Raw genomic sequence first — 23120 nt, forward strand, 5'->3', positions numbered from 1 at the left:
AAAGAGACGTCCTATGGAAAACATACAAAAACTCATCGCCCAGTATCCTTTGGTGGAGGATCTGGTGGCTTTGCGAGAAACGACCTGGTTCAATCCCGGAACGACCTCTCTGGCGGAAGGTTTACCCTATGTAGGGCTGTCGGAACAAGACGTTAAGGGTGCCCACGCCCGTCTGGCGCGCTTTGCGCCGTATCTGGCCAAAGCCTTCCCGGAAACCGCTGCGAGCGGGGGAATTATTGAATCTGAGGTTGTTGCCATTCCGGCCATGCAGCAGCGTCTGGAAAAACAGTACGGCCAAAAAATCAGTGGCGAAATCCTGCTGAAAAAAGATAGCCATCTGCCCATTTCCGGCTCGATCAAAGCGCGCGGCGGCATTTATGAAGTGCTGACGCACGCCGAAAAACTGGCGCGGGAAGCCGGGATGCTGACCCCAGAAGAGGATTACAGCGTTCTGCTTTCTCCGGAGTTCAAAGCCTTCTTTAGCCAGTACAGCATCGCGGTGGGGTCAACCGGCAACCTGGGGCTTTCTATCGGCATTATGAGCGCCCGCATTGGCTTTAACGTCACAGTGCATATGTCTGCGGATGCCCGGGCGTGGAAGAAAGCCAAACTGCGCAGCCACGGCGTCACGGTTGTTGAATATGAAGAAGATTATGGCGTGGCGGTTGAACAGGGCCGTAAAGCGGCGGAGTCCGATCCGAACTGCTTCTTTATCGACGATGAAAACTCCCGCACGTTGTTTTTAGGCTATGCCGTTGCGGGGCAGCGTCTGAAAGCGCAATTCGAACAGCAAGGCCGCGTGGTGGATGCCGATCACCCATTATTTGTTTACCTGCCGTGCGGCGTGGGCGGTGGCCCCGGCGGGGTGGCGTTTGGTCTGAAACTGGCATTTGGCGATAACGTACACTGCTTCTTTGCTGAACCGACGCATTCCCCTTGCATGCTGCTGGGTGTGTATACCGGTCTGCATGATGCGATCTCCGTGCAGGAAATCGGTATCGATAACCTGACGGCGGCAGATGGCCTGGCGGTAGGGCGGGCATCGGGCTTTGTCGGCAGAGCGATGGAACGCCTGCTCGATGGGTTATATACCCTCAGCGATCAGTCCATGTATGACATGCTGGGCTGGCTGGCACAGGAAGAGAACATCCGTCTGGAACCGTCAGCGCTGGCGGGAATGGCGGGACCTCAGCGTGTTTGTGCATCCACTGACTATCAGCAAATGCAGGGGATTAGCGCTGAGCAGCTCAATAATGCAACGCACCTGGTCTGGGCGACGGGCGGCGGCATGGTACCAGAAGCAGAAATGGCGCAATACCTGGCGAAAGGGCGCTAACGCCCGGCACGCAGCATCGCCATCAGCTCTGCCGGTGAGCGATGCTGCCTGATCAGATCACGCATCACGCGCATGTGCGGCGCGCTATGACGGATAAAGTCGCGGTATCCGGCGCACAGCATGCTTTTCCCGCTCTCATCCCGATGTTTAGGGCAATCACCATGACAAAAGCGCAGCAGCGAACAGGCCTGACACGCTGCGCTTAACGTGGTTCTTTTCAGCTCCCCAAAAGCTTTCGCCTGCGGACTGGCATTGAGCGCCTTCAGCGGCGTGTGATGAATGTTGCCCAGCCGGTACTGCGGATAAACATAATGATCGCACTGATACAAATCACCATTGGCTTCCAGCGCGAAAGCGTGGCCACAGTCCTGACTTAGCGCGCACATCTGCGACGGATAGCCGCACCACACGCCCAGCGTCGAGTCAAAGAGCTGAATATACACACGGCCAATATCTTCCCGTACCCAGATATCAAATACCGATTTAAGAAACTGCCCCCATGCCTGTGATTCGACCGATTCCGCCGTCAGCCTGCCGTGCTCATCCAGCTCAACGAGCGGAATAAACTGTAAAAAAGGCGTCCCTAGCTGGCGAAGATAGTGATACATCCGCTCCGGCTGGTTGCTGTTGAGGCGATTCACCACCACCAGCAGGTTGAACTCCACGCGGTATTCGACCAGTTTTTGCAGCGCAGTCATCACTTTTTGATGGGTTGGATTGCCGCGACGACTGACGCGAAAGGCATCATGCAAATCAGCAGGACCGTCCAGTGAGAGTCCCACCAGCCAGTTATTGTCGTGCAGAAAGCGACACCATGCATCATTGAGCAAAATGCCGTTGGTCTGAAAAGCGTTCTGGATCTGCTTTCCCGCGCCGAACTGCTTTTGCAACGCCACCACACGATGAAAAAAATCCAGACCGCAGAGCGTCGGTTCTCCTCCCTGCCAGGCAAACAAAACATCTGGCCCTGGCTGTGCGGCAATATGCTGCTGAATAAACGTCGATAACGTGATGTCATCCATCACCGGGTGGGCGGGTTTATCAATGTAAAAGCAGTAACGACAATCCAGGTTACAACGTGAACTGGCCGGCTTGGCCATGACCTGACATCCTGTCATGCTAAATTCCCGAGAAATACGATAAGTTGGCGAACGTGCGTTACAGCAAACAGTATTGCGAGAGATAACACCGCGAGGGAGATCATAAATTTGTCACGAACCGCGCGTGACTGGACAAAATCAATATGCGAGACATCCATCAGATTACGCTTGCGCGTATAGCGCCAGAGGATCACTACCACGATAGCCAGCACCGCGATAGAGACCCAGAACAAGAATCCCGCCTGATGCCAGTGATGTTTTATCGCCAGCGCCATCAGCGCACCGTAGCCCAGCAGCGTGCGAAACCATGCCAGCGATGTGCGCTCCGGCTGCAGTCCCGGATCGGACAGGCGACGGGCCTTACGGCTATCCGGCATACAGCACCAGCGCCATGACCACAATCGCCACAATGGTCAATATCAGACTGATGATCAGCAGGCTTCGGGTATAGGGTAAATCCTCTTTCAGCCGCATCGCCTTTTCATTGCGCAGCCAGCGCAGATAACCGTAAATCGCCAGACCGCCAGCGAACAAACAGAGCAGCAGCGCCAACAGCTCGCGGATCACCGGCGTGGCGAAGTCCGGCGCCAGTTGGTCAAGCCCAACGCCGGCGGCCAGGAAACCCAGCGCGGTGCGGATCCACGCCAGAAAGGTACGCTCGTTTGCCAGTGAGAAGCGGTAATCCGGGGCTTCTCCGAGGCGGGAAATCTTCATTTAACCCCCTACTGAATGCGTAAAAGTGCGTATGAAATAACCGCAATATTACCTGAGCACCTGGATAAATAGCATTAATAAACTCTGTAACTCAGGTCGATGCATGTAGCGTTTGCGAAACCAGTTTCATTTCTTCCATGGTGAATCGACAGAAGCATCTGGCGATGAATACGCAGTACCGCCACCGCAAAACCCTGGCGTTATCGCACGGCTAAAATGGGGATTGTGCACCTGTTGGCTGAAAATGACGTACTACGAGCATTTTCAACACCTGGGTGTGGAAAAACCGGACACCACAACGGGTTAGTAAGAAAGCGTGATGTGTTGAACGATGCTGACCGGCAACCCGATGGATGCCGGTCGATATGAGCAGATCTAACTTAATCCCCAGAAAATCACCGCCAGCAGTTGAGGCGTGATAATCCGCAGGAACATCACCAACGGATACACCGTCGCATACGACAGCGCCGCCGCGCCGCTGGTGGCATGAAGGTTGTTTGCAAACGCCAGCGCCGGTGGATCGGTCATCGAACCGGCCAGCATCCCGCACAGCGTCAGGTAGTTCATTTTGGCAAAAATACGCGCCAGTAAACCGACGGTGATAAGCGGGATAGCAGTAATAAAAATACCGTAGCCCACCCAGCTCAGACCATCGCCCTGCGTCAGCGTATCAATAAAATCACCACCTGATTTCAGCCCCACCACGGCCAGGAACAGCACAATCCCCAGCTCACGCAGCGCCAGGTTCGCACTTGGCGGCATAAACCAGTACAGCTTACCAATGCTACCGATACGCCCCAGAATCAGTGCCATAATCAGCGGTCCGCCCGCCAGCCCCAGCTTTAACGCCACCGGAAAGCCGGGAATAAAGAGCGGAATAGACCCCAGCAACACCCCCAGACCGATGCCAATAAACACCGGCAGCATCTGCACCTGCTGCAGTTTTTGCTGGGCGTTACCGACAACATTGGCAACGGCATCAATCGAGGCGGGTCGTCCCACCAGATTAAGGATGTCACCAAATTGCAGGCTGGCATCGCTGCTGGCCACCAGTTCAACGCCCGCACGGTTCAGTCGAGAAATCACCACGTCATAACGCTCTTTAAAGTGCAAATCGCGGATGCGTTTGCCGAGCACTTTTTCGTTGGTGACCACGACGCGTTCGACGCGCAAATCGGTGCCCCGGGTCGACAGTGAGGTATCCACCTCCTGACCTATCACCAATCGTGCGTTATGCAGATCGCCCGGCTGACCAACGAGGTGCAGCAAATCACCCAGTTGAATCACCGTTCCCGGCGACGGCACCATCAGCGTCTCTTCACGCTTCAGTCGTGAACAGATGATTTTATCGCTATTAAGGATCGGCACATCCTGAATCGCCATATTGTTGAGATTGGGGTTCTCAACGCGGATATTGATGGTCTGAATCAGCGAGTGACCGTTGGTGAGCGTCGATTCATGCTGTTGCGCTTCCGCTTCCACATTGACGCGAAATATCATGCGCATCAGCCACATGGTCAGCAAAATACCGCAAATCCCAAACGGATACGCCATCGCGTAGCTCATCCCCATCTGGTCCACCAGCTCCATTGGCGTACCCAGATCGCGCAGGATTTGTTGTCCCGCCCCCAGCGCCGGAGTATTGGTGACCGCACCGGAGAAAATCCCCAGCACCACCGGCAGCGGAATAGCAAACACTTTATGCAGGATAGCGGTAACCAGTCCGCCGATGATGACGATCAGAATCGCAAACAGATTGAGACGCAGACCAGAAACCCGCAGCGAGGCGAAGAACCCTGGCCCCACCTGAATCCCAATGGTGTAGACGAACAGAATCAGGCCAAATTCCTGGATAAAGTGCAGCATATCGCCGCTCAGCGTCACCCCAGCCTGATCAACGAAGTGGCCGACGATAATGCCGCCGAACAACACGCCGCCGATGCCAAAGCCGACACCCCGCACCTTGATGTTGCCGATCCACAATCCGACAACCGCCACCAACGCCAGAACGCTGACCGTCAATGCTATATCACTCATTTTTTATTCCCTGTGAATAACATTTCAATTTACATGGATTATGACTGAACCGTTCAGGCATATATGCAAGATGGCGCACATTCTCATGCTGCCGAAACGGTAAAGCACCCTTATGATGGGCGTTTCTTCCCCCTTTTTTCTTCATCGTAACCTGACGTTGCTGAATGCTTTCTTCTGGTAAGGGCATCATACCCTAAAACCCGGTGTTATCTTCGTGCACAAAAAAGCCCCGTCATTTCTGGCGGGGCAAAGGCAAGGAGCTAAATTAGCTATTTAATGCGGGACGTTCGCTGATGGCGATACGTTGCGGAGCAACCGCTTCCGGGACATTACGGGTCAAATCGATGTGCAACAACCCGTTGGTAAATGTCGCGCCGGACACCTCCATATTTTCAGCCAGGGTAAAGCTCAGGCTGAACGACTGGGTGACCAGCCCCTGATGCAACCATTTGGTCTCTTTTTCAGGCTGCTGCGGTGTGCCTTTTACGGTCAGGCGGGTGCCTTCCAGCTGAATATCCAGGTCTTCCTGACGGAAACCGGCCAACGCAAGCGTAATGCGATAGTGGTTATCGTCACTTTTTTCAATGTTATAGGGTGGGAAGCTCTGGCTTTCACCGGTGTTTTGTAACGCGTTGGCCAGTTTGTCAAAACCGATCCATTGACGCAGCAGCGGGGATAAATCGTAGTTACGCATAATCATTCTCCTTCTAAGAAGCGAGTTTTCACTACACCCTGCAACGCAAGCGGTTTAGGGCATAGTCGTACCTGCAAATCCGTAGATTTGCATAGGCCCCCTGTCGGCGAGCCCGGGATAACAGGCCGCGCAACGCGGCCCGTCAGAATTAATTGATTTCGATACGACGCGGTTTGTTCGCTTCCGGAATCACGCGCTCAAGATCGATGTACAGCAGACCATTGACCAGATTCGCGCCGCGAACATGGATGTTCTCAGCTAACTGGAACTTACGCTCAAAGTTGCGCTCCGCGATACCCTGGTAAAGGTAGGTCCGTTCTTTTTGCTCGTCCGCATGTGCGCCTTTCACCACCAGCAGGTTGTCTTGTGCGGTAATTTCCAGCTCGCTCTCGGCGAAACCGGCAACGGCGATGGCAATGCGGTAATGGTTTTCGTCTACCAGCTCAACGTTATACGGAGGGTAGCCGCCGTTACTCTGGCTCTGATTGCTTTCCAGCAGGTTAAACAGGCGGTCAAAACCAATAGCAGAACGGTACAGCGGGGATAAATCAAAGTTACGCATAATCAATAGCTCCTGAAATCAGCGAGAAGTTAAATGACCTTCCATCATGGACAGGTCCGGTAGTCAGAACACCCATCAGGCGTGCTCTTCATTTGCCTACACCATCAAAATGGGTCTGAATACGCACATTTCAAGCCGTCCAGGCTGACTTTTTTTTGCAGTTTGCTGTCTATTGCATAGACTGGGTGGGGACAGCACTAATCGTTAAAGTGCGATAGCCGCCACAGTGCGATGTGATGAGGATGTTATTTCTGGCAAGGGATCGCTATAACTCATCATGCAAACACCGATGATCAACAGATGAATAAATCATGATAAGAAATGTGTTGTTAACGCTGATGATGTGCAGTGGGATGGTTTTACTGAGTGGTTGCTCCAGCGTAATGTCACATACCGGTGGTAAAGAGGGAACTTATCCTGGCACCCGCGCCAGCGCCACGATGATAGGTGACGATGAGACAAACTGGGGTACCAAATCGCTGGCGATACTGGATATGCCCTTTACGGCAGTAATGGACACGATCCTGTTACCGTGGGATCTGTTCCGTAAAGACAATTCAGTCAGATCGCGTGTCGAAAGAAGCGAGGAGAGAACACGGATAACCAACTCCGTGATCCCTCCGGCGAAAATGCCCGCCCCCTGATTACCGCCCGGTTTCTGTCATCCACAGTTGACGGAAACCGTCTACATCTTCCATCCACGCCACAAACTGACCATCAGGCGAGAAAACCACAGCATCCCCAGAAGGCGGAGTGCCGTGATTCTGCGTTAAAAACGTGATCTCTCCGCTGCGCGCATCACAGCAGGCAATTCGGTTATCCACCACGCATCCCAGCCATTTTCCTGACGGATGCCAGTTAAACGCGGACTGAATCCCGGTAGCGTGATGGGTCAACTGGCGGGGCTCCCCGCCCTGTGGCGAAATCAACCACAGTTGCACGATACCAGCCTCATCGCGCATCAGGAACGCAATCTCCGTCGCCTGCGGATTACTGCGCACCCAATGACGCGGAACCGTTGCCAGTCCTGGGAAACGACGTGCATGGGTGAACGTCAGGCGGCGCTGTGTCACTCCGCGCGGCGGTGCGGGCAGCGTGGAATCCGTACCTTCCAGCGGGGCATCACCTGGCATTTTCCAGCCCGCCTCCGTCTGCGGGAGTTCAACCAGAAACAGCTCCGGTATTTTCTCGCCCTTTTCAGACATTGTGTCGCCGATAAACGCCAGCGCATGATTTCCCACCCAGCCCTCTTCGTAGGCGCGAGAAATCTCATCGCTGCCCGGCGTGGGTTCGGGCGTCGTCTGGCTGACCAGCACGCACCAGTGGCTGCCGCTGTATTCTCTTGGATGCTGCGCCGACACCGTCACCGGCCCATAAGGCAGTGCGACGCCCACGTTGCGTAAATCCAGCGCCAGCTCGCGTTCATGCATGACATGATCGTTGTAGGTAAAGCTGACAAACTCACCGTTCGGGCTGAAAACATGAACATGGCTGCCGCCGCGCAGTGCACCCGGCGTGTACGGTGAAGTGATATCCATCGCGTCCAGATTCGTCACTTTCCCCTGTTCGGCAATCACGCCGCGACGATGATGAAAGTCATAGTGCCACGTCGCATCCGGGTTTTCAGGCCCATGAATAAATACATATTTCTCCGCCAGCGGATGCACCGTTACCACACCGACATGCGCTCCCTGCGTCGCGCGATAAATCACCTCCTGCTCACCGGTATGGACATTCACCCTTTCAATGGTTTCGCCAGTGAAAGACGCTCCTGACGGGCGAACGTCAAACACCAGCCAACGGCTCTCCGCCGTCCAGGCCCGGGTATTGGTAAGCTGATGATTACGCGGCGTAAAGGTGATTTGCTTCATGGGATACTCAGGTCAGGAACAATTTCATCAATCATACTTCACAAGGACTTCACTTTCAGGCATTAGCGTAGTGCCATCTTCATTTTTTGCGGACAAAAAGATGGAACATTTCGACGTAGCGATTATCGGTCTCGGCCCGGCCGGCGCAACGCTGGCGCGTAAATTGAGCGGTAAAATGCGCGTGCTTGCGCTGGATAAAAAACGTCACTGCGGCAATGAAGGGTTCACCAAACCCTGCGGCGGTTTACTGGCACCGGATGCACAGCGTTCATTTATTCGCGACGGCATTACGCTGCCGGTGGACGTCATCGCCAATCCGCAAATTTTCAGCGTTAAAACGGTGGATGTCGACACCTCACTGACGCGCAACTACCAGCGCAGCTATATCAACATCAACCGTCATGACTTTGATTTATGGATGAAATCGCTGATCCCGGATGAGGTACAGGTGTATCACGACAGCCTGTGTCGAAAAATCTGGCGAGAAGAGGGGAAGTGGCACGTGATTTTTCGCGCCGACGGTTGGGAGCAACAGATTACCGCCCGCTATCTGGTGGGGGCCGACGGAGCAAATTCGCTGGTGCGTCGCTATCTTTATCCGGAACATCAGATTCGCAAATATGTCGCCATCCAACAGTGGTTCGCAGAAAGTCATCCGGTCCCGTTTTATTCCTGCATTTTCGATAACGCTGTGACGGATTGTTACTCCTGGAGTATCAGCAAAGACGGCTATTTCATCTTTGGCGGCGCTTATCCCATGAAAGACGGCCTGGCGCGCTTTGACGCGCTAAAAGAGAAAATGGCGGCCTTTCAGTTCCGCTTCGGCGAGCCGATGAAAAGCGAGAAATGTACTGTACTCTTTCCGTCACGCTGGGCAGATTTCGTCTGCGGTGAAGATAACGCATTTCTGATTGGCGAGGCCGCCGGGTTCATCAGCGCCAGTTCACTGGAGGGGATTAGCTACGCCCTGGATAGCGCGGAGATCCTCAAGGCTGTTCTGCTGCTGGATGCGCCGGAGAGGAACCGCGCTTACCGGAAGGCCACCCGCCAACTGCGCGTTAAACTGTATGGCAAAATCCTGAAGAGTCGTTGTTTGACTGCGCCCGTATTGAGAAGCGCGATTATGCGAAGCGGCATCGCGCATATCCCGCTAAGCCAGGATGACCAGCCCACCATAACGTCTGGCGGGCTGGTAAAGGAGTATTAACCTACGCGTTTTACATCACCCACCAGCAGGATGTAAGAGAGCGCGCCAATCAGGGCAACGGCTGAGATATAAACCAGCGCGGGACCAAAGCCATAGTCCTGCGCAAGGTAGCCAATCACCAGCGGAACCGTAATCCCGCCCAGCCCACCAACAAAGTTAAAAACGCCACCGGTCAGGCCGATGAGGCGCATCGGCGCCAGCGAAGAGACCAGTGACCAGGTGATGGAAGCAAAGCCGTTACCGAAGAACGCCACCGCCATCAGGGTCATAATCCACACCGGATCGTTGGTGTAGTTTGCACCCATGATGCAGGTGGAGATTAACAGACCACAAATAATCGGCGTTTTACGCGCCACGCCCAGAGAAAAGCCTTTTTTCACCAGCTTATCCGCCAGCCATCCGGAAAGCAGTACGCCAAAGAACGCCGCGAGGAACGGTACGGTGGTCATAAAACCCGCCTTCAGCGCGGTAATGCCTTTTTCCTGTGTCAGGTAGTTCGGGAACCATGTCAGGAAGAACCACAGCGTCGAGGTGACGGCAAACTGGCCCAGATAAACGCCCACCAGCTTACGGTGGAACACCAGTTTCCAGTCCGCTTTGGTCAACGGCTGACGCGCCTCTTTCTTAACGGGTGCATCGCCATCCACCAGGCCGCCGCCGTCGCGAATATAGTCCAGTTCCGCTTTGGTGATACTTTTGGTCAGACGAGGCGGTTGATACACTTTAAACCAGACCAGCGACCAGATAATGCCAATCCCCCCGGTGACAATGAACACCCAGTGCCAGCTCAGCATCTCCTGGATCCAGATCAACAGCGGGGTCAGGAACGCCAGGCCGACAAACTGTCCGGAGGTATAAAAACCGACGGCGGAGGCACGTTCATGCTCGGGGAACCAACTCGTCACCATGCGGTTGTTGGTGGGGAAGGCCGGGGCTTCGAATATCCCGGTAATGGCGCGCAGGCCAATTAACGACATTAACCCCGTGGCGAAGCCCTGGAAGAGGGTTGCCACCGACCAGCCAAATATCGCAATAAAGTAGGTCAGACGGGATCCGACGCGGTCAAGGAACCAGCCGCCGGGGATCTGGCATAGGGTATACAACCAGGCAAAAGCCGAGAAGACATAGCCCATTTCCGCTTTCGTAATACCAAACTCTTCCTGAATATGCGCCGACGCCACCGCAAGGTTGGCGCGGTCGACATAACAGATGACCACGGTAATAAAGATCATAATCAGCGTCAGGTAACGGCGACGCCCGGTTTTTGCAGCAGTAACTGGAATATCCATCGCAATCTGTCTCCAGATTTTGGGCATAGCGAAGCCGCTCACCATGCCCGGTAATTTACAGAGGGTGTAATTGTTTTTATTAAGAGAGATGTCCTAAATAATTCGTGTCGCAGGAAGGCGGCAAGATTGCAAATCCCCAGGAGCTTACATTTGTAAGTGACTGGGGTGCGCAATCGCAGCCAACGCATCTGCGGCGCGAAGTATGACGGACATCACCATTCGGCGACCGAACCATCTTCATGACGCCACAGCGGATTACGCCAGTCCGGCACATTTTTGCTTAGCTCAATGACTTTGGCTTCATCAATATCCACGCCAAGGCCCGGCTTCATTAATGGTTTAAAGAACCCGCCTTCCATGTTGAAATCGTCTTTGTTTTTCACAAAGTCGAGCAGTTCCGCGCCCTTGTTATAGTGAATCCCCATGCTCTGTTCCTGGAACACGGCATTACGTGAAACAAAGTCGACATGCAGACACGCTGCCAGCGCAATCGGTCCCAGCGGACAGTGCGGGGCCAGCGCCACATCATAAGCTTCCGCCATTGCGGCAATTTTGTAACACTCGGTAATACCGCCCGCATGTGACAGGTCCGGCTGCAAAATCGCCAGCCCGCCCGCTTCCAGCACTCGTTTAAACTCGAAGCGCGAGAACATACGTTCACCCGCCGCGATCGGAATATGGGTCTGTTCCGCCAGTTTCGGGTAGTACTCTGCCTGTTCCGCCAGCACCGGCTCTTCAATAAACAGCGGGCGATAAGGCTCCAGCTCTTTAATCAGCACTTTCGCCATCGGCGCGCTGACGCGTCCGTGGAAATCCAGACCAAACTCAATTTCATTGCCAAAGGCTTCGCGGATTTGCGCCACGGTGTTGACCGCGCGATCGACCGCCCGTGAATTATCAATCACGCCCATCTCTTCGCAGCCGTTGAGCTTGAAGGTGTCAAAGCCGATATTCCGCAATTGCTTAATGCCGTCGATCACTTCCGCAGGACGATCGCCGCCAACCCAGCTGTAGGCTTTGATTTTGTCGCGTACCAGGCCACCCATCAGTTGCCAGACCGGCGCGTTCAGCACTTTACCTTTGATATCCCACAGCGCCTGGTCGATACCAGCGATGGCGCTCATCAGAATCGGGCCGCCGCGGTAGAAACCTGCGCGATACATCACCTGCCACAGGTCATTAATGCGCGCCGGGTCCTGACCAATCAGGTAATCGCCCAGTTCATGCACCGCCGCTTCGACGGTACGGGCGCGGCCTTCAATCACCGGCTCGCCCCAGCCAACAACGCCTTCGTCGGTTTCAATTTTCAGGAACATCCAACGCGGAGGTAAACGGTACGTGGTGAGTTTGGTTATTTTCATTTCACTGCCTCTCGATATGCCTTAACAAATGCTGCCGCCTGCTGCGCGGTGCGCGCTACGGACTGCCCGGCGCGATACAGATCGCTGCCCAGTCCCGCACCCACACACCCGGCTTTCATCCACTGCGCCAGGTTGTCTGGCGTTACGCCGCCCACGGCAAAGACCGGTACACTGGCGGGTAATACCGCTTTCAGCGCTTTGATGTAATCCGGTCCAAAGGCCGATGACGGGAAAATTTTCAGCGCCTGCGCGCCAGCATCCAACGCGGTAAAGGCTTCTGTGGCGGTGGCGCATCCCGGACAGACCGTCATGCCGTAACCCACCGCACGGCGAATGACCTCCGCATTGATATTTGGCGTCACAATGAGCCGACAGCCCATCTTCGCCAGGCGATCCACCTGCTCCGGTTGTAATACCGTTCCGGCACCGATCAGCGCGTTATCGCCAAACGCATCCACCACGGCCGGAATGCTCTTTTCCCACTCGGGGGAGTTAAGCGGGATCTCCACCGCGTCAAATCCGGCGTCGATCACTGCGCCAACGTGCGCAAGCGCCTCCCCGGGGGTAATGCCGCGCAAAATAGCAATAAGCGGAAGATTAGTTTGCCACTGCATGGGCGATGCTCCTTATACCTGCCTGAAATGCCGTATCGCCGGGAACCGCGGAAACGTCACGCCCCATGGCGTGGAACGCCTGCTGATAGCGTGATGTCAGCGATGCGCCTGCGACAATCGTGATGGTCTGCTCGTGCGCGATGAAATCACGCATGCTGGCGACCTCTGCGCCAATCAACAGGCCAGAGAGAAATTCGTTGACCTGCTCGCGCGGGAGATTTCCCAGCACATGCGAGGCACGAACCTCAAAAAGTTGTGGCAAAACGGCAGGGGAGTCGATCCCGCGCGCAAGCCCGGCGGCAAAGGCATCTGAAGAGGTTTGCTGTTCCGGCAAGCCAGCGCCCACCAGCGAGTGTTGCAGGAGCAAATGGTGTAGTTCACCGGTCATCACGGTACGAAAATCGTGAATTTGCTCTGCGTCAGCCTGCACCCATTTGCAGTGCGTCCCCGGCATGACATAGACAGAAGAAGGAGAAAGCGTGCGTGCGCCGAGCAGTTGTGTCTCTTCGCCGCGCATCACATTGTGGTTATCGTCGCGCGAAACACACAAGCCAGGAATAATCCAGACATTGTCGCCAACGGGCGTTAACTGCTCACCAATGGCAGCGAAAGAGGCAGGAACCGGCAGATACGGGGCAATCTTCCAGCCCACGTTGCTACCGACCATTCCGGCCATAACCACCGGTGTGGCGCTGTCGCGCCAGTTTTGTGTGACTTCTGCTAACACCGCCTCAGGGGATTTACCGTTCAGACGCGTAACGCCTGCTTCTGATTGCCTGCTTTCCAGGCATTTGTCGCCCTGGTAAAGCCAGGCACGCAAATTGGTCGATCCCCAGTCAATTGCGATGTAGCGAGCTGTCATGTGATTTCCTTCAACCTTCGTGTCGAGCTGGCGATCATGGTCAGGGCCGCCTGCTCTGCCGCATTGCTATCCTGATGCCGTATCGCATCGAATAGCGCCTTATGTTCCTGGAGCGTTTTTGGCATGTTGGCTTCATCGCCCATCCAGGTCCGTTCAAATACCGCCCGTTGAAGCGAAGTGATTGCCACGCTCAGCTGTTGCAAAACCGGGTTATGCACTGACTGCAATACCGCCTCGTGATAGCGGATATCCGCTTCATTAAAGGCCTCCCGATCCTGATTGTTGGCGATCATGTCATTGAGCGCCGATTCAATTTCAGCCAAATCACTCGAGGTCGCGCGTTCCGCTGCCCAGCGGGCAATCGCGGGTTCCACCAGATTTCGGACCTCGCTCATCGCACTGATGAGCCGCGGGTCGTAATCGTTTTCCAGTACCCATTGCAACACGTCGGTATCGAGGTAATTCCACTGATTCCGCGATGTGACAAAGGCGCCACGATAACGCTTCATTTCAATCAGCCGCTTTGCCATTAGCGAGCGGAACACTTCGCGAATGATATTGCGTGAGGTTTCAAACTCCTCACACAGCTCCGCTTCCGCAGGGAGTGCGGCACCCGGTACGTATTTACCGCTGACAATCTGTTTGCCCAGCGTGATCACGATGCGATCGGTTTTATTGAGAGTCATGGAGAGTCCTTGTGCTCTGGATGGTCCTCTCTACTTTACCGTTATCGCTGAAATTCGCCTCATTTTTGTAGTACTAACGTGATGCTATACAGTGTTGCTATGCGCTCAATGTAGTACAACATAGATATGTTGTACTACAATTTAGATCACAAAAACGACAATCGGTAATGAAAATGTTATGAGGAGTAAACGGCGGGGATAAAAAAACCCGCGATCAACGCGGGTCATGGCAAACCATCCAGAGGGATTACTTCAGGACGTGCTGCTCAATGGCATACGCAACGCCATCTTCCAGATTTGATTTGGTGACAAAGTTGGCAATCTCTTTCACCAGGGGAATGGCGTTATCCATCGCTACCCCAAGCCCGGCATACTCGATCATCGCGATGTCATTTTCCTGATCGCCAATCGCCATAATTTCTTCCGGTTTGATGCCCAGCGCATCAGCCAGTGATTTCACACCAGTGCCTTTATTGACGCGTTTATCGAGGATTTCGAGGAAGTACGGCGCACTTTTCAGCACGGTATATTTCTCTTTCACTTCTGCCGGAATACGGGCGATGGCCTGATCGAGGATCGCGGGCTCATCAATCATCATCACTTTCAGGAACTGGGTTTGCGGATCCATCTTTTCCGCTTCGCAGAACACCAGTGGAATGGTCGCGACATAGGATTCATGTACGGTGTAATAGCTGATATCACGGTTTGCGGTATACAGCGTGGTACGGTCCAGCGCGTGGAAGTGCGAGCCGACCTCGCGGGAGAGTTTTTCCAGATAGCGGTAATCGTCATAGCTCAGCGCGGTTTGTGCGACAGTGCTACCATCGCCCGCTTTCTGCACCAGCGCACCGTTATAGGTAATGCAGTAGTCGCCGGGTTGTTCCATATGCAGCTCTTTCAGATAGCTGTGTACACCCGCATACGGACGACCGGTGGTCAGTACCACGTTTACCCCTTTTTCACGGGCTGCGGCAATCGCACGTTTAACCGCCGGTGAAATGGTGTGATCGGGTAACAGAAGGGTGCCATCCATATCGATAGCAATGAGTTTGATAGCCATGAATTCCCCGCATTCAATGAGTCCTGACTCATGCTAACGCGATTCCGCTCAAAAAACAGCAGCGAAAAGGGGGATAAGAAGGGGAATCACGATTCCCCTTTTGACGATCAATTGTAGGCCTGATAAGCAACGCGCCATCAGGCATCACGCAGGATCTTGCCGGATGGCGGCGTAAAACCGCCTTATCCGGCCTATAGCAGGGATTAGATATCGATATTTGCCGCTTTCAGGGCGTTCTCTTCGATAAACGCACGACGTGGTTCTACGGCGTCGCCCATCAGCGTGGTGAACAACTGGTCAGCAGCAATCGCATCCTTCACGGTAACGCGTAACATGCGACGGCTTTCCGGATCCATGGTGGTTTCCCACAGCTGATCCGGGTTCATCTCGCCCAGACCTTTATAACGCTGAATGGCCAGACCACGACGTGACTCTTTCACCAGCCAGTCCAGCGCCTGTTCGAAGCTGGCAACCGGTTGACGACGTTCGCCACGTTCGATGAAGGCATCTTCTTCCATCAGGCCGCGCAGTTTTTCACCCAGCGTGCAGATACGGCGGTATTCCGCACCCGTTACAAACTCGTGATCCAGCGCGTAGTCGGTGTCCACACCGTGGGTACGCACACGCACGATCGGTTCAAACAGATTCTGTTCCGTATTGTGCTGGATATCGAATTTCCACTGGCTACCGTGCTGCTCTTTCTCATTCAGCTCGGTAATTAGCGCGTTCACCCAACGGCTCACGGTCTGCTCGTCTGAAAGATTGTCTTCAGTCAGCGTCGGCTGATACACCAGCTCTTTCAGCATTGCTTTCGGGAAGCGACGCTCCATACGACCAATCATTTTCTGCGTGGCGTTGTACTCAGAAACCAGTTTTTCTAACGCTTCACCAGACAGCGCCGGTGCGCTGGCGTTGGTGTGCAGCGTAGCACCGTCCAGCGCGATGGAGATCTGGTACTGGTCCATCGCCTCATCGTCTTTAATGTACTGTTCCTGCTTGCCTTTCTTCACTTTATACAGCGGCGGCTGGGCAATGTAGACATGGCCACGCTCAACAATTTCTGGCATCTGACGATAGAAGAAGGTCAACAACAGCGTACGAATATGCGAGCCATCGACGTCCGCATCGGTCATGATAATGATGCTGTGATAGCGCAGTTTGTCCGGGTTGTACTCGTCACGACCGATACCGCAACCGAGCGCGGTGATCAGCGTCGCCACTTCCTGCGAAGAGAGCATCTTGTCGAAGCGCGCTTTCTCTACGTTAAGGATCTTACCCTTCAGCGGCAGAATCGCCTGGTTCTTGCGGTTACGCCCTTGTTTTGCAGAGCCGCCCGCGGAGTCCCCTTCCACAAGGTACAGTTCGGACAGCGCCGGGTCGCGTTCCTGACAGTCCGCCAGTTTGCCAGGCAGACCCGCCAGATCCAGCGCCCCTTTACGACGCGTCATTTCACGCGCACGGCGGGCTGCTTCACGGGCACGGGCCGCATCAATAATTTTACCGACCACGATTTTGGCGTCAGACGGGTTTTCCAGCAGGTATTCGCTCAGCAGTTCGTTCATCTGCTGTTCTACCGCCGATTTCACCTCAGAGGAGACCAGTTTATCTTTGGTCTGCGAGGAGAACTTCGGATCCGGCACCTTCACGGACACCACAGCAATCAGACCTTCACGTGCATCATCACCGGTAGCGCTGACTTTCGCTTTTTTGCTGTAGCCTTCTTTGTCCATGTAGGCGTTCAGGGTACGGGTCATCGCCGCACGGAAACCTGCCAGGTGCGTACCGCCGTCACGCTGCGGAATGTTGTTAGTAAAGCAGTAGATGTTTTCCTGGAAGCCGTCGTTCCATTGCAGTGCAACTTCCACGCCGATACCGTCTTTTTCGGTGGAGAAATAGAAGATATTCGGGTGGATTGGCGTTTTGTTCTTGTTCAGATACTCAACGAACGCCCTGATGCCACCTTCATAGTGGAAATGGTCTTCTTTACCATCGCGCTTGTCTTTCAGGCGAATAGAGACGCCAGAGTTCAGGAACGACAGTTCGCGCAGACGCTTCGCCAGAATCTCGTATTCGAACTCCGTGACGTTAGTGAAGGTTTCGTGGCTCGGCCAGAAACGCACCATCGTACCGGTTTTATCGGTATCGCCAGTGACTGCCAGCGGTGCCTGCGGGACGCCGTGCTCGTAGATCTGACGGTGGATTTTGTTATCGCGCTGGATAACCAGTTCCAGTTTCTGCGACAGGGCGTTCACCACGGAGACACCCACACCGTGCAGACCGCCGGAGACTTTATAGGAGTTATCGTCAAATTTACCGCCTGCGTGCAGAACGGTCATGATCACTTCCGCCGCCGATACGCCTTCTTCCGGGTGAATACCGGTCGGGATGCCGCGTCCATCATCCTGTACGGAGACAGAGTTGTCGGCATGGATGGTGACAATAATGTCTTTACAGTGACCCGCGAGCGCTTCGTCGATAGCGTTATCTACCACCTCGAATACCATGTGGTGCAGACCGGTGCCGTCATCCGTATCGCCGATATACATACCCGGGCGCTTACGCACCGCATCCAGTCCTTTCAGGACTTTGATACTGGAGGAGTCATAAGAATTCGACATCAACGTTTCTCGCTCATTTAAACTTGGGTTAATCCGTTATTTTACCCTTTTCCACGGTGAACATCTTCGAATTTTTGTCCGACATGTCCAGAACGTGTTCAGCGCTGATTGCGCTGACAAAGACCTGTGATTGCGTCGCTTTTAATCGACTGGCTAACAGTCCGCGACGCGCATCATCAAGCTCTGAGGCAAAATCATCTATCAGGTAGAGACACCGCCGCCCGCTTTCACGGGTGAGGAACTCCCCTTGCGCCAGACGTAAGGCGCACATTAGCAGCTTTAACTGCCCACGCGACAAGGTATCTTCTACCGGCGCACCGTCGGCGCGAATGCGGAAATCCGCTTTATGCGGGCCGTGCGCGGTGTAAGTCAACATGCGGTCGCGTTCAAAACCACGTTCCAGCACCTCGGCATAATCAGTCTCTTTCTCCCAGCCGCGCTGAAAAGAGAAGGAGAGAGAAAATTCAGGAAGAAACTGCTGGCAAGTATCCGCCATATCCTGTGCGATACCGGCGCTGTACTCCGCGCGCCAGGTGCTGATTTGTTCCGCCAGCGGGATCAGTTCTTTATCCCACGGACGCAGTTGCTCGTAACGACTCACCTGGCGCAGCGCCGCATTGCGCTGCTTGAGCAGACGCTTCAGGTTGCTCCAGGCGGTGAAGAATCCAGCTTCATTGTGAAAGCATCCCCAATCGAGGAACGCTCTTCTGTATTTGGGGCCGCCGTTGAGTAAAGTAAACCCCTCAGGGGTGATCAGTTGCATCGGCATCAACAGCGCCAGCTCCGCCACCTTGTGGCCGTCAGTGCCGTCGATACGCACTTTACTGTCACCCAGCTTATCTTTGGTTAACCCAATCGAGGTTTCCCGCTCATTCCCCTGCAATCGCCCATGAAGAACAAACGACTCCTGCTCGTGACGAATGACGCGACCAATCTGCAAACTGCGAAACGCCCGGCCGTGGCCGAGCGTATAGATGGCTTCCAGAACGCTGGTTTTACCGCTGCCGTTCGCGCCAACCAGGAAGTTAAAGCCGGGGGATAACGCGAGATCCGCATTTTCAATATTGCGGAAATCTTTGATTAAGAGTCGGGATAGCGACATATTTCAGAGCATCATCCAGGGGGCGTGAGTGTCGCAGCCAGTTCGTTTACCGCCAGCGCGCAGAAAGCGGAGCGTACACGAAGTACGTGAGCATTTCGAGCACTGCCGGGAAACGAAATGGCAAGTAAACCAGCCCCCTTTCAGATTCTACAATCTCATTGGCATAACAACGTAAGCCGCACTTTGCGACGCCGCATCTTCAATTTGTACGCTCGACACGGAGTCAGTCAGCATGATGCGCACGTTTTCACACTTCAGCGCATTCAGGACATCTAATACGTAGCTGACGTTAAAGCCGATCTCCATTTCAGTCCCCGGGTAGGTGACATCCAGAATCTCTTCGGCTTCCTCCTGTTCCGGGTTGTTCGCCGTGATTTTGAGCTGATTTTCACTCACATACAGACGCACGCCGCGGAACTTCTCGTTCGACAGGATCGCCGCGCGGGCAAAAGCCTGCTTGAGGATATCGCAGCCGGCTTCCAGATGTTTATCCGGATTCTTCGGCAGTACGCGACGGTAATCCGGGAAACGGCCGTCCACCAGCTTAGACGTAAAGATAAAGTCGCCAACGTGTGCGCGGATGTTGTTGCTGCCAATCTGCACGCGCAGCGGGTTATCGCCGCCGTCAAGCATACGCATCAGTTCAATCACACCTTTACGCGGCACGATCACCGAATGGTTGGGCAGCGACTGACCAACAGGCATAGAGCAAACCGCCAGACGGTGACCATCAGTTGCCACGGTACGCAACTCTTCACCTTCGGTCTCAAACAGCATGCCGTTTAAGTAGTAACGCACGTCCTGATGCGCCATGGAGAACTGCGTGGCTTCAATCAGACGCTTCATCGTCGCCTGCGGCAGGGTGAATTCTACCTCGCTCTGCCAGTCATCCAGATTCGGGAAGTCGGCGGCAGGCAGCGTGGACAGCGAAAAACGACTGCGGCCCGAACGTACCAGCATGCGATCGCCTTCCAGCTGGACGGCGATTTCCGCCCCTTCCGGTAGGCCACGGCAGATATCAAAGAACTTCCGCGCCGGGACCGTCGTGGCGCCAGGCTCATGCGGCTGAATCAACGCAACGCGGGCCACCATTTCCATTTCAAGGTCGGTACCCGTCAGCGAAAGCGCACCGTCAGCCACCTGCAGCAACAGGTTGCCAAGAATAGGCAGCGTAGGACGACCACCCAGCGGGCCGCTGACCTGCTGAAGCGGCTTTAATAAATGTTCACGTTCAACGGTAAATTTCATAGCGTCACGAAGATAATGTTCTGATTAAGTTTGAGAAATCTTCTTTAATATCATGGCTTTCTTCACGCAACTGCTCAATCTTACGGCAGGCATGAAGCACCGTAGTGTGGTCGCGGCCACCAAACGCATCGCCAATTTCCGGCAAGCTGTGGTTGGTGAGCTCTTTCGCCAACGCCATGGCCATCTGACGCGGACGCGCTACCGAGCGAGAACGACGCTTGGAAAGCAAATCCGCAATTTTAATTTTGTAATACTCCGCCACCGTCTTCTGAATATTGTCGATGGTGACCAGTTTTTCCTGTAACGCCAGCAGATCGCGCAGCGCTTCGCGAACGAAGTCGATGGTAATCGCCCGACCGGTAAAGTTGGCGTTGGCAATCACACGGTTCAGTGCCCCTTCCAGCTCACGCACGTTAGAGCGTAGACGCTTGGCAATAAAGAAGGCCACTTCACCCGGCAGACGAATATCATTTTCGTCGGCCTTTTTCATCAGGATCGCCACGCGCGTTTCCAGTTCTGGCGGTTCGATCGCCACCGTCAACCCCCAGCCGAAGCGGGATTTCAGACGATCCTCAACGCCGTTGATCTCTTTTGGATAACGATCCGAAGTCAAAATGATCTGCTGATTACCTTCAAGAAGGGCGTTAAAGGTGTGGAAAAATTCTTCCTGAGATCGTTCTTTATTAGCGAAGAACTGGATGTCATCGATGAGGAGGGCATCGACGGAACGATAATAGCGTTTAAACTCTTCGATCGCGTTGTTTTGCAGGGCTTTTACCATGTCCTGGACAAAGCGTTCGGAGTGCATATACACCACTTTGGCATTAGGTTTGCGCGCCATAATGCCGTTTCCCACCGCGTGCAACAGGTGGGTTTTACCCAGACCGGTGCCGCCATAAAGGAACAGCGGGTTATAGGCGCCACCAGGATTGTCTGCCACCTGACGCGCCGCCGCGCGAGCCAACTGGTTGGATTTACCTTCAACGAAGTTATCAAACGTGTGTTTGACGTTAACGTTAGAGCGATAGGTGGGTTCTGCCGGCGCAGGCACATTGTCCCAGCCAGGACGTGCCGCGACAGGCGACGCGCGCTGCGGCTGAACCTGGTGCGCCACCTGAGCCGGTGCGGCGACGTTGTTGTTCACGGGCGCCTTCAGCGTCTGGCTGACGGGCTTCGTCCCGACCTCAAAACGCAGTTGCGGGGCATCTGCGCCGCAGAAATTATTCAGCAGCCCATTGATATTGTTAAGGTACTTGTCTCTTACCCAATCGAGCACAAAACGGTTTGGCGCATACAAAGCCAGCGTGTTATCGCTCAGTTCCGCCTGCAAAGGGCGTATCCACATACTGAATTCTGTGGCTGGTAACTCATCCTGCAATCGGGCAAGACACTGCTGCCAAAGCGAAAGTGACACGGCGGACTCCACTCGAACAAAAGTCGATAAATGACAAAGGCTGAAACATTCATGATTGTTGACGCACGTCGGCTAGACCCTATGCAAAGGGTGACGTGCGAATTGCTATCTGCAATTTTAACCCGATCAGGATCCTTTGAAACGATCGGGACCGCGGATCATAGCGTAAACTGCGCAAGAGATCTTCTGTTTCTCACAGATTCTTCCCGATTTATCCACAGGCCTTCACAGGACCGGATAAGTGTAAACGATCCTGGAGAAGTGCTGCACGATTTCGCCCGCATATTGGAAAAATTAATGAGTAAAGACGCTATACTGCTAAAACGATCTCATAAAGATCCCGAGCGATCCTTGCGCTTTGTTCATCAGCCCGTATAATCTTTCCCCCGTCGCGCGATGCCCGTAACACGGTGTCAACGCTGCCTGTTTTTCACGCGAAAACGTGCGGAAATACGCGGGAAATAAGGAAAGAGAATTGACTCCGGAGTGTACAATTATTACAATCCGGCCTCTTTAATCACCCACGCTGAGGCGTTAGTCGTTCGAAACTCGTTCGGGTATACGCAAAAGTCAGTGAATTTATTCAAGTTTAGGTAGAAATCGCCATGAAACGCACTTTTCAACCGTCTGTACTGAAGCGCAACCGTTCTCACGGCTTCCGTGCTCGTATGGCTACTAAAAATGGTCGTCAGGTTCTGGCACGTCGTCGTGCTAAAGGCCGCGCTCGTCTGACCGTTTCCAAGTAATAAAGCTAACCCCTGAGTGGTTAAGCTCGCATTTCCCAGGGAGTTACGTTTGTTAACTCCCGCTCATTTCACTTTCGTCTTCCAGCAGCCACAACGGGCTGGCACGCCGCAAATCACCATCCTCGGCCGCCTGAATTCGCTGGGGCATCCCCGTATCGGTCTTACTGTCGCCAAGAAAAACGTTCGACGCGCGCATGAACGCAATCGGATTAAACGTCTGACGCGTGAAAGCTTTCGTCTGCGTCAACACGAATTGCCAGCAATGGACTTCGTAGTGGTGGCGAAAAAAGGGGTTGCCGACCTCGATAACCGTGCTCTCTCGGAAGCGTTGGAAAAATTATGGCGCCGCCATTGTCGCCTGGCTCGCGGGTCCTGATAGCCCTTATTCGGGTCTATCAACGCCTGATCAGTCCGCTGCTTGGGCCGCATTGCCGTTTCACTCCAACGTGTTCAAGCTACGGAATTGAGGCATTGCGCAGGTTTGGAGTGATAAAAGGCAGTTGGTTGACGGTGAAACGCGTATTAAAATGCCACCCTTTACACCCTGGTGGTGACGATCCCGTCCCGCCCGGACCATTTGATACCAGAGAACACTAACG

General features: G+C 54.2%; 23 protein-coding genes and 1 other annotated feature. Of the genes, 6 read left to right on the forward strand and 17 right to left on the reverse strand.

Annotation, left to right across the window (positions count from 1 at the left end):
* The first annotated feature begins 13 nt into the window (after positions 1 to 13).
* Positions 14 to 1336 carry a D-serine ammonia-lyase gene (gene dsdA, locus C2U53_RS09585; RefSeq protein WP_044268114.1) on the forward strand — a complete coding sequence of 441 codons (1323 nt, stop codon included), beginning with the start codon at positions 14 to 16 and terminating at the stop codon, positions 1334 to 1336.
* Here the strand turns inward: dsdA and C2U53_RS09590 are convergent.
* From C2U53_RS09590 to ibpA, 6 genes are all read right to left on the reverse strand, one after another.
* Positions 1333 to 2454, reverse strand: a complete 1122-nt coding sequence (locus C2U53_RS09590) for an anaerobic sulfatase maturase (RefSeq protein WP_162178944.1) — start codon at positions 2452 to 2454, stop codon at positions 1333 to 1335. The genes dsdA and C2U53_RS09590 overlap by 4 nt on opposite strands.
* Positions 2451 to 2813, reverse strand: coding sequence for a DUF202 domain-containing protein (locus C2U53_RS09595; protein ID WP_042998719.1), 363 nt, complete (start codon positions 2811 to 2813; stop codon positions 2451 to 2453). The genes C2U53_RS09590 and C2U53_RS09595 overlap by 4 nt, the downstream gene beginning before the upstream one ends.
* Positions 2803 to 3150, reverse strand: coding sequence for a YidH family protein (locus C2U53_RS09600; protein ID WP_042998720.1), 348 nt, complete (start codon positions 3148 to 3150; stop codon positions 2803 to 2805). Before C2U53_RS09600 ends, C2U53_RS09595 begins: the two co-directional genes overlap by 11 nt.
* 375 nt (positions 3151 to 3525) lie before the next feature.
* Positions 3526 to 5187, reverse strand: a complete 1662-nt coding sequence (locus tag C2U53_RS09605; RefSeq protein WP_042998721.1) for a putative transporter — start codon at positions 5185 to 5187, stop codon at positions 3526 to 3528.
* A 265-nt stretch (positions 5188 to 5452) separates the two neighbouring features.
* A complete protein-coding gene (gene ibpB / locus C2U53_RS09610) occupies positions 5453 to 5881 on the reverse strand; it encodes a small heat shock chaperone IbpB (RefSeq protein ID WP_042998722.1) in 429 nt (142 codons plus the stop codon).
* A 148-nt stretch (positions 5882 to 6029) separates the two neighbouring features.
* Complete coding sequence (gene ibpA / locus C2U53_RS09615) at positions 6030 to 6443, reverse strand: small heat shock chaperone IbpA (protein WP_042998723.1); 414 nt, start codon at positions 6441 to 6443, stop codon at positions 6030 to 6032.
* Positions 6437 to 6511, reverse strand: a sequence feature (ROSE (Repression Of Heat Shock gene Expression) occurs in the 5'-region of heat shock genes and acts as an RNA thermometer to modulate expression.). (Overlaps the previous gene by 7 nt.)
* 243 nt (positions 6512 to 6754) lie before the next feature.
* On the opposite strand from ibpA, the gene C2U53_RS09625 reads away from it, so the two are divergent.
* Complete coding sequence (locus C2U53_RS09625) at positions 6755 to 7087, forward strand: YceK/YidQ family lipoprotein (RefSeq protein WP_042998724.1); 333 nt, start codon at positions 6755 to 6757, stop codon at positions 7085 to 7087.
* Here the strand turns inward: C2U53_RS09625 and C2U53_RS09630 are convergent, their stop codons facing one another.
* Positions 7088 to 8314: a DUF3748 domain-containing protein gene (locus C2U53_RS09630; RefSeq protein WP_104445850.1), complete on the reverse strand. Its 1227-nt coding sequence runs from the start codon at positions 8312 to 8314 to the stop codon at positions 7088 to 7090.
* 100 nt (positions 8315 to 8414) lie between these two features.
* Between C2U53_RS09630 and cbrA the strand changes: the two genes are divergently transcribed.
* Positions 8415 to 9521 (forward strand): colicin M resistance lipid reductase CbrA, encoded by a 1107-nt coding sequence (gene cbrA, locus C2U53_RS09635; RefSeq protein WP_104446881.1) that lies wholly within the window; start codon positions 8415 to 8417, stop codon positions 9519 to 9521.
* On the opposite strand, the gene C2U53_RS09640 is transcribed toward cbrA, so the two are convergent.
* From C2U53_RS09640 to dnaA, 10 genes are all read right to left on the reverse strand, one after another.
* Positions 9518 to 10855, reverse strand: a complete 1338-nt coding sequence (locus C2U53_RS09640) for an MFS transporter (RefSeq protein WP_072031698.1) — start codon at positions 10853 to 10855, stop codon at positions 9518 to 9520. The two genes, cbrA and C2U53_RS09640, sit on opposite strands and share 4 nt — an antisense overlap.
* A gap of 167 nt (positions 10856 to 11022) precedes the next feature.
* Positions 11023 to 12171, reverse strand: a complete 1149-nt coding sequence (dgoD, locus tag C2U53_RS09645; RefSeq protein WP_104445851.1) for a galactonate dehydratase — start codon at positions 12169 to 12171, stop codon at positions 11023 to 11025.
* Entirely contained in the window at positions 12168 to 12785 is a 618-nt protein-coding gene (locus C2U53_RS09650; RefSeq protein WP_044328789.1) for a 2-dehydro-3-deoxy-6-phosphogalactonate aldolase, read from the reverse strand. The genes dgoD and C2U53_RS09650 overlap by 4 nt, the downstream gene beginning before the upstream one ends.
* Entirely contained in the window at positions 12769 to 13647 is an 879-nt protein-coding gene (locus C2U53_RS09655; RefSeq protein ID WP_044328788.1) for a 2-dehydro-3-deoxygalactonokinase, read from the reverse strand. Before C2U53_RS09655 ends, C2U53_RS09650 begins: the two co-directional genes overlap by 17 nt.
* Positions 13644 to 14333 carry a D-galactonate utilization transcriptional regulator DgoR gene (gene dgoR / locus C2U53_RS09660; RefSeq protein ID WP_042998730.1) on the reverse strand — a complete coding sequence of 230 codons (690 nt, stop codon included), beginning with the start codon at positions 14331 to 14333 and terminating at the stop codon, positions 13644 to 13646. Before dgoR ends, C2U53_RS09655 begins: the two co-directional genes overlap by 4 nt.
* A 247-nt stretch (positions 14334 to 14580) precedes the next feature.
* On the reverse strand, positions 14581 to 15393 hold the full coding sequence (gene yidA, locus C2U53_RS09665) for a sugar-phosphatase (RefSeq protein WP_042998731.1): 813 nt from the start codon (positions 15391 to 15393) through the stop codon (positions 14581 to 14583).
* 203 nt (positions 15394 to 15596) lie between these two features.
* Positions 15597 to 18011 carry a DNA topoisomerase (ATP-hydrolyzing) subunit B gene (gene gyrB, locus C2U53_RS09670; RefSeq protein ID WP_054177157.1) on the reverse strand — a complete coding sequence of 805 codons (2415 nt, stop codon included), beginning with the start codon at positions 18009 to 18011 and terminating at the stop codon, positions 15597 to 15599.
* A gap of 28 nt (positions 18012 to 18039) precedes the next feature.
* Positions 18040 to 19113, reverse strand: coding sequence for a DNA replication/repair protein RecF (recF, locus tag C2U53_RS09675; RefSeq protein WP_042998733.1), 1074 nt, complete (start codon positions 19111 to 19113; stop codon positions 18040 to 18042).
* Between the two features lie 147 nt (positions 19114 to 19260).
* Entirely contained in the window at positions 19261 to 20361 is a 1101-nt protein-coding gene (gene dnaN, locus C2U53_RS09680) for a DNA polymerase III subunit beta (RefSeq protein WP_042998734.1), read from the reverse strand.
* A 4-nt stretch (positions 20362 to 20365) separates the two neighbouring features.
* Positions 20366 to 21775 carry a chromosomal replication initiator protein DnaA gene (gene dnaA, locus C2U53_RS09685; RefSeq protein WP_042998735.1) on the reverse strand — a complete coding sequence of 470 codons (1410 nt, stop codon included), beginning with the start codon at positions 21773 to 21775 and terminating at the stop codon, positions 20366 to 20368.
* A 605-nt stretch (positions 21776 to 22380) separates the two neighbouring features.
* Between dnaA and rpmH the strand changes: the two genes are divergently transcribed.
* From rpmH to yidD, 3 genes are read left to right on the forward strand one after another with little or no spacing between them, the layout of a single operon-like run.
* Complete coding sequence (gene rpmH / locus C2U53_RS09690; protein WP_000831330.1) at positions 22381 to 22521, forward strand: 50S ribosomal protein L34; 141 nt, start codon at positions 22381 to 22383, stop codon at positions 22519 to 22521.
* 16 nt (positions 22522 to 22537) lie between these two features.
* Positions 22538 to 22897 carry a ribonuclease P protein component gene (rnpA, locus tag C2U53_RS09695; protein WP_000239725.1) on the forward strand — a complete coding sequence of 120 codons (360 nt, stop codon included), beginning with the start codon at positions 22538 to 22540 and terminating at the stop codon, positions 22895 to 22897.
* Positions 22861 to 23118 (forward strand): membrane protein insertion efficiency factor YidD, encoded by a 258-nt coding sequence (gene yidD / locus C2U53_RS09700; RefSeq protein ID WP_001307474.1) that lies wholly within the window; start codon positions 22861 to 22863, stop codon positions 23116 to 23118. Before rnpA ends, yidD begins: the two co-directional genes overlap by 37 nt.
* The last annotated feature ends 2 nt before the right edge of the window (positions 23119 to 23120 follow it).

The organism is Citrobacter sp. CFNIH10, from assembly GCF_002934585.1.
In the GTDB taxonomy this organism is placed as follows: domain Bacteria; phylum Pseudomonadota; class Gammaproteobacteria; order Enterobacterales; family Enterobacteriaceae; genus Citrobacter_A; species Citrobacter_A amalonaticus.

Bases quoted from the DNA above. Each gene is read 5' to 3' on its own strand.
- C2U53_RS09630 (WP_104445850.1), bottom strand. From the start codon at position 8,314: ATGAAGCAAATCACCTTTACGCCGCGTAATCATCAGCTTACCAATACC.
- C2U53_RS09590 (WP_162178944.1), bottom strand. From the start codon at position 2,454: ATGACAGGATGTCAGGTCATGGCCAAGCCGGCCAGTTCACGTTGTAAC.
- yidA (WP_042998731.1), bottom strand. From the start codon at position 15,393: ATGGCTATCAAACTCATTGCTATCGATATGGATGGCACCCTTCTGTTA.
- dgoR (WP_042998730.1), bottom strand. From the start codon at position 14,333: ATGACTCTCAATAAAACCGATCGCATCGTGATCACGCTGGGCAAACAG.
- gyrB (WP_054177157.1), bottom strand. From the start codon at position 18,011: ATGTCGAATTCTTATGACTCCTCCAGTATCAAAGTCCTGAAAGGACTG.
- C2U53_RS09605 (WP_042998721.1), bottom strand. From the start codon at position 5,187: ATGAGTGATATAGCATTGACGGTCAGCGTTCTGGCGTTGGTGGCGGTT.
- ibpA (WP_042998723.1), bottom strand. From the start codon at position 6,443: ATGCGTAACTTTGATTTATCCCCGCTGTACCGTTCTGCTATTGGTTTT.
- yidD (WP_001307474.1), top strand. From the start codon at position 22,861: ATGGCGCCGCCATTGTCGCCTGGCTCGCGGGTCCTGATAGCCCTTATT.
- ibpB (WP_042998722.1), bottom strand. From the start codon at position 5,881: ATGCGTAACTACGATTTATCCCCGCTGCTGCGTCAATGGATCGGTTTT.
- recF (WP_042998733.1), bottom strand. From the start codon at position 19,113: ATGTCGCTATCCCGACTCTTAATCAAAGATTTCCGCAATATTGAAAAT.
- C2U53_RS09650 (WP_044328789.1), bottom strand. From the start codon at position 12,785: ATGCAGTGGCAAACTAATCTTCCGCTTATTGCTATTTTGCGCGGCATT.
- cbrA (WP_104446881.1), top strand. From the start codon at position 8,415: ATGGAACATTTCGACGTAGCGATTATCGGTCTCGGCCCGGCCGGCGCA.
- C2U53_RS09625 (WP_042998724.1), top strand. From the start codon at position 6,755: ATGATAAGAAATGTGTTGTTAACGCTGATGATGTGCAGTGGGATGGTT.
- dnaN (WP_042998734.1), bottom strand. From the start codon at position 20,361: ATGAAATTTACCGTTGAACGTGAACATTTATTAAAGCCGCTTCAGCAG.
- dsdA (WP_044268114.1), top strand. From the start codon at position 14: ATGGAAAACATACAAAAACTCATCGCCCAGTATCCTTTGGTGGAGGAT.
- C2U53_RS09595 (WP_042998719.1), bottom strand. From the start codon at position 2,813: ATGCCGGATAGCCGTAAGGCCCGTCGCCTGTCCGATCCGGGACTGCAG.
- C2U53_RS09640 (WP_072031698.1), bottom strand. From the start codon at position 10,855: ATGGTGAGCGGCTTCGCTATGCCCAAAATCTGGAGACAGATTGCGATG.
- rpmH (WP_000831330.1), top strand. From the start codon at position 22,381: ATGAAACGCACTTTTCAACCGTCTGTACTGAAGCGCAACCGTTCTCAC.
- dgoD (WP_104445851.1), bottom strand. From the start codon at position 12,171: ATGAAAATAACCAAACTCACCACGTACCGTTTACCTCCGCGTTGGATG.
- C2U53_RS09600 (WP_042998720.1), bottom strand. From the start codon at position 3,150: ATGAAGATTTCCCGCCTCGGAGAAGCCCCGGATTACCGCTTCTCACTG.
- C2U53_RS09655 (WP_044328788.1), bottom strand. From the start codon at position 13,647: ATGACAGCTCGCTACATCGCAATTGACTGGGGATCGACCAATTTGCGT.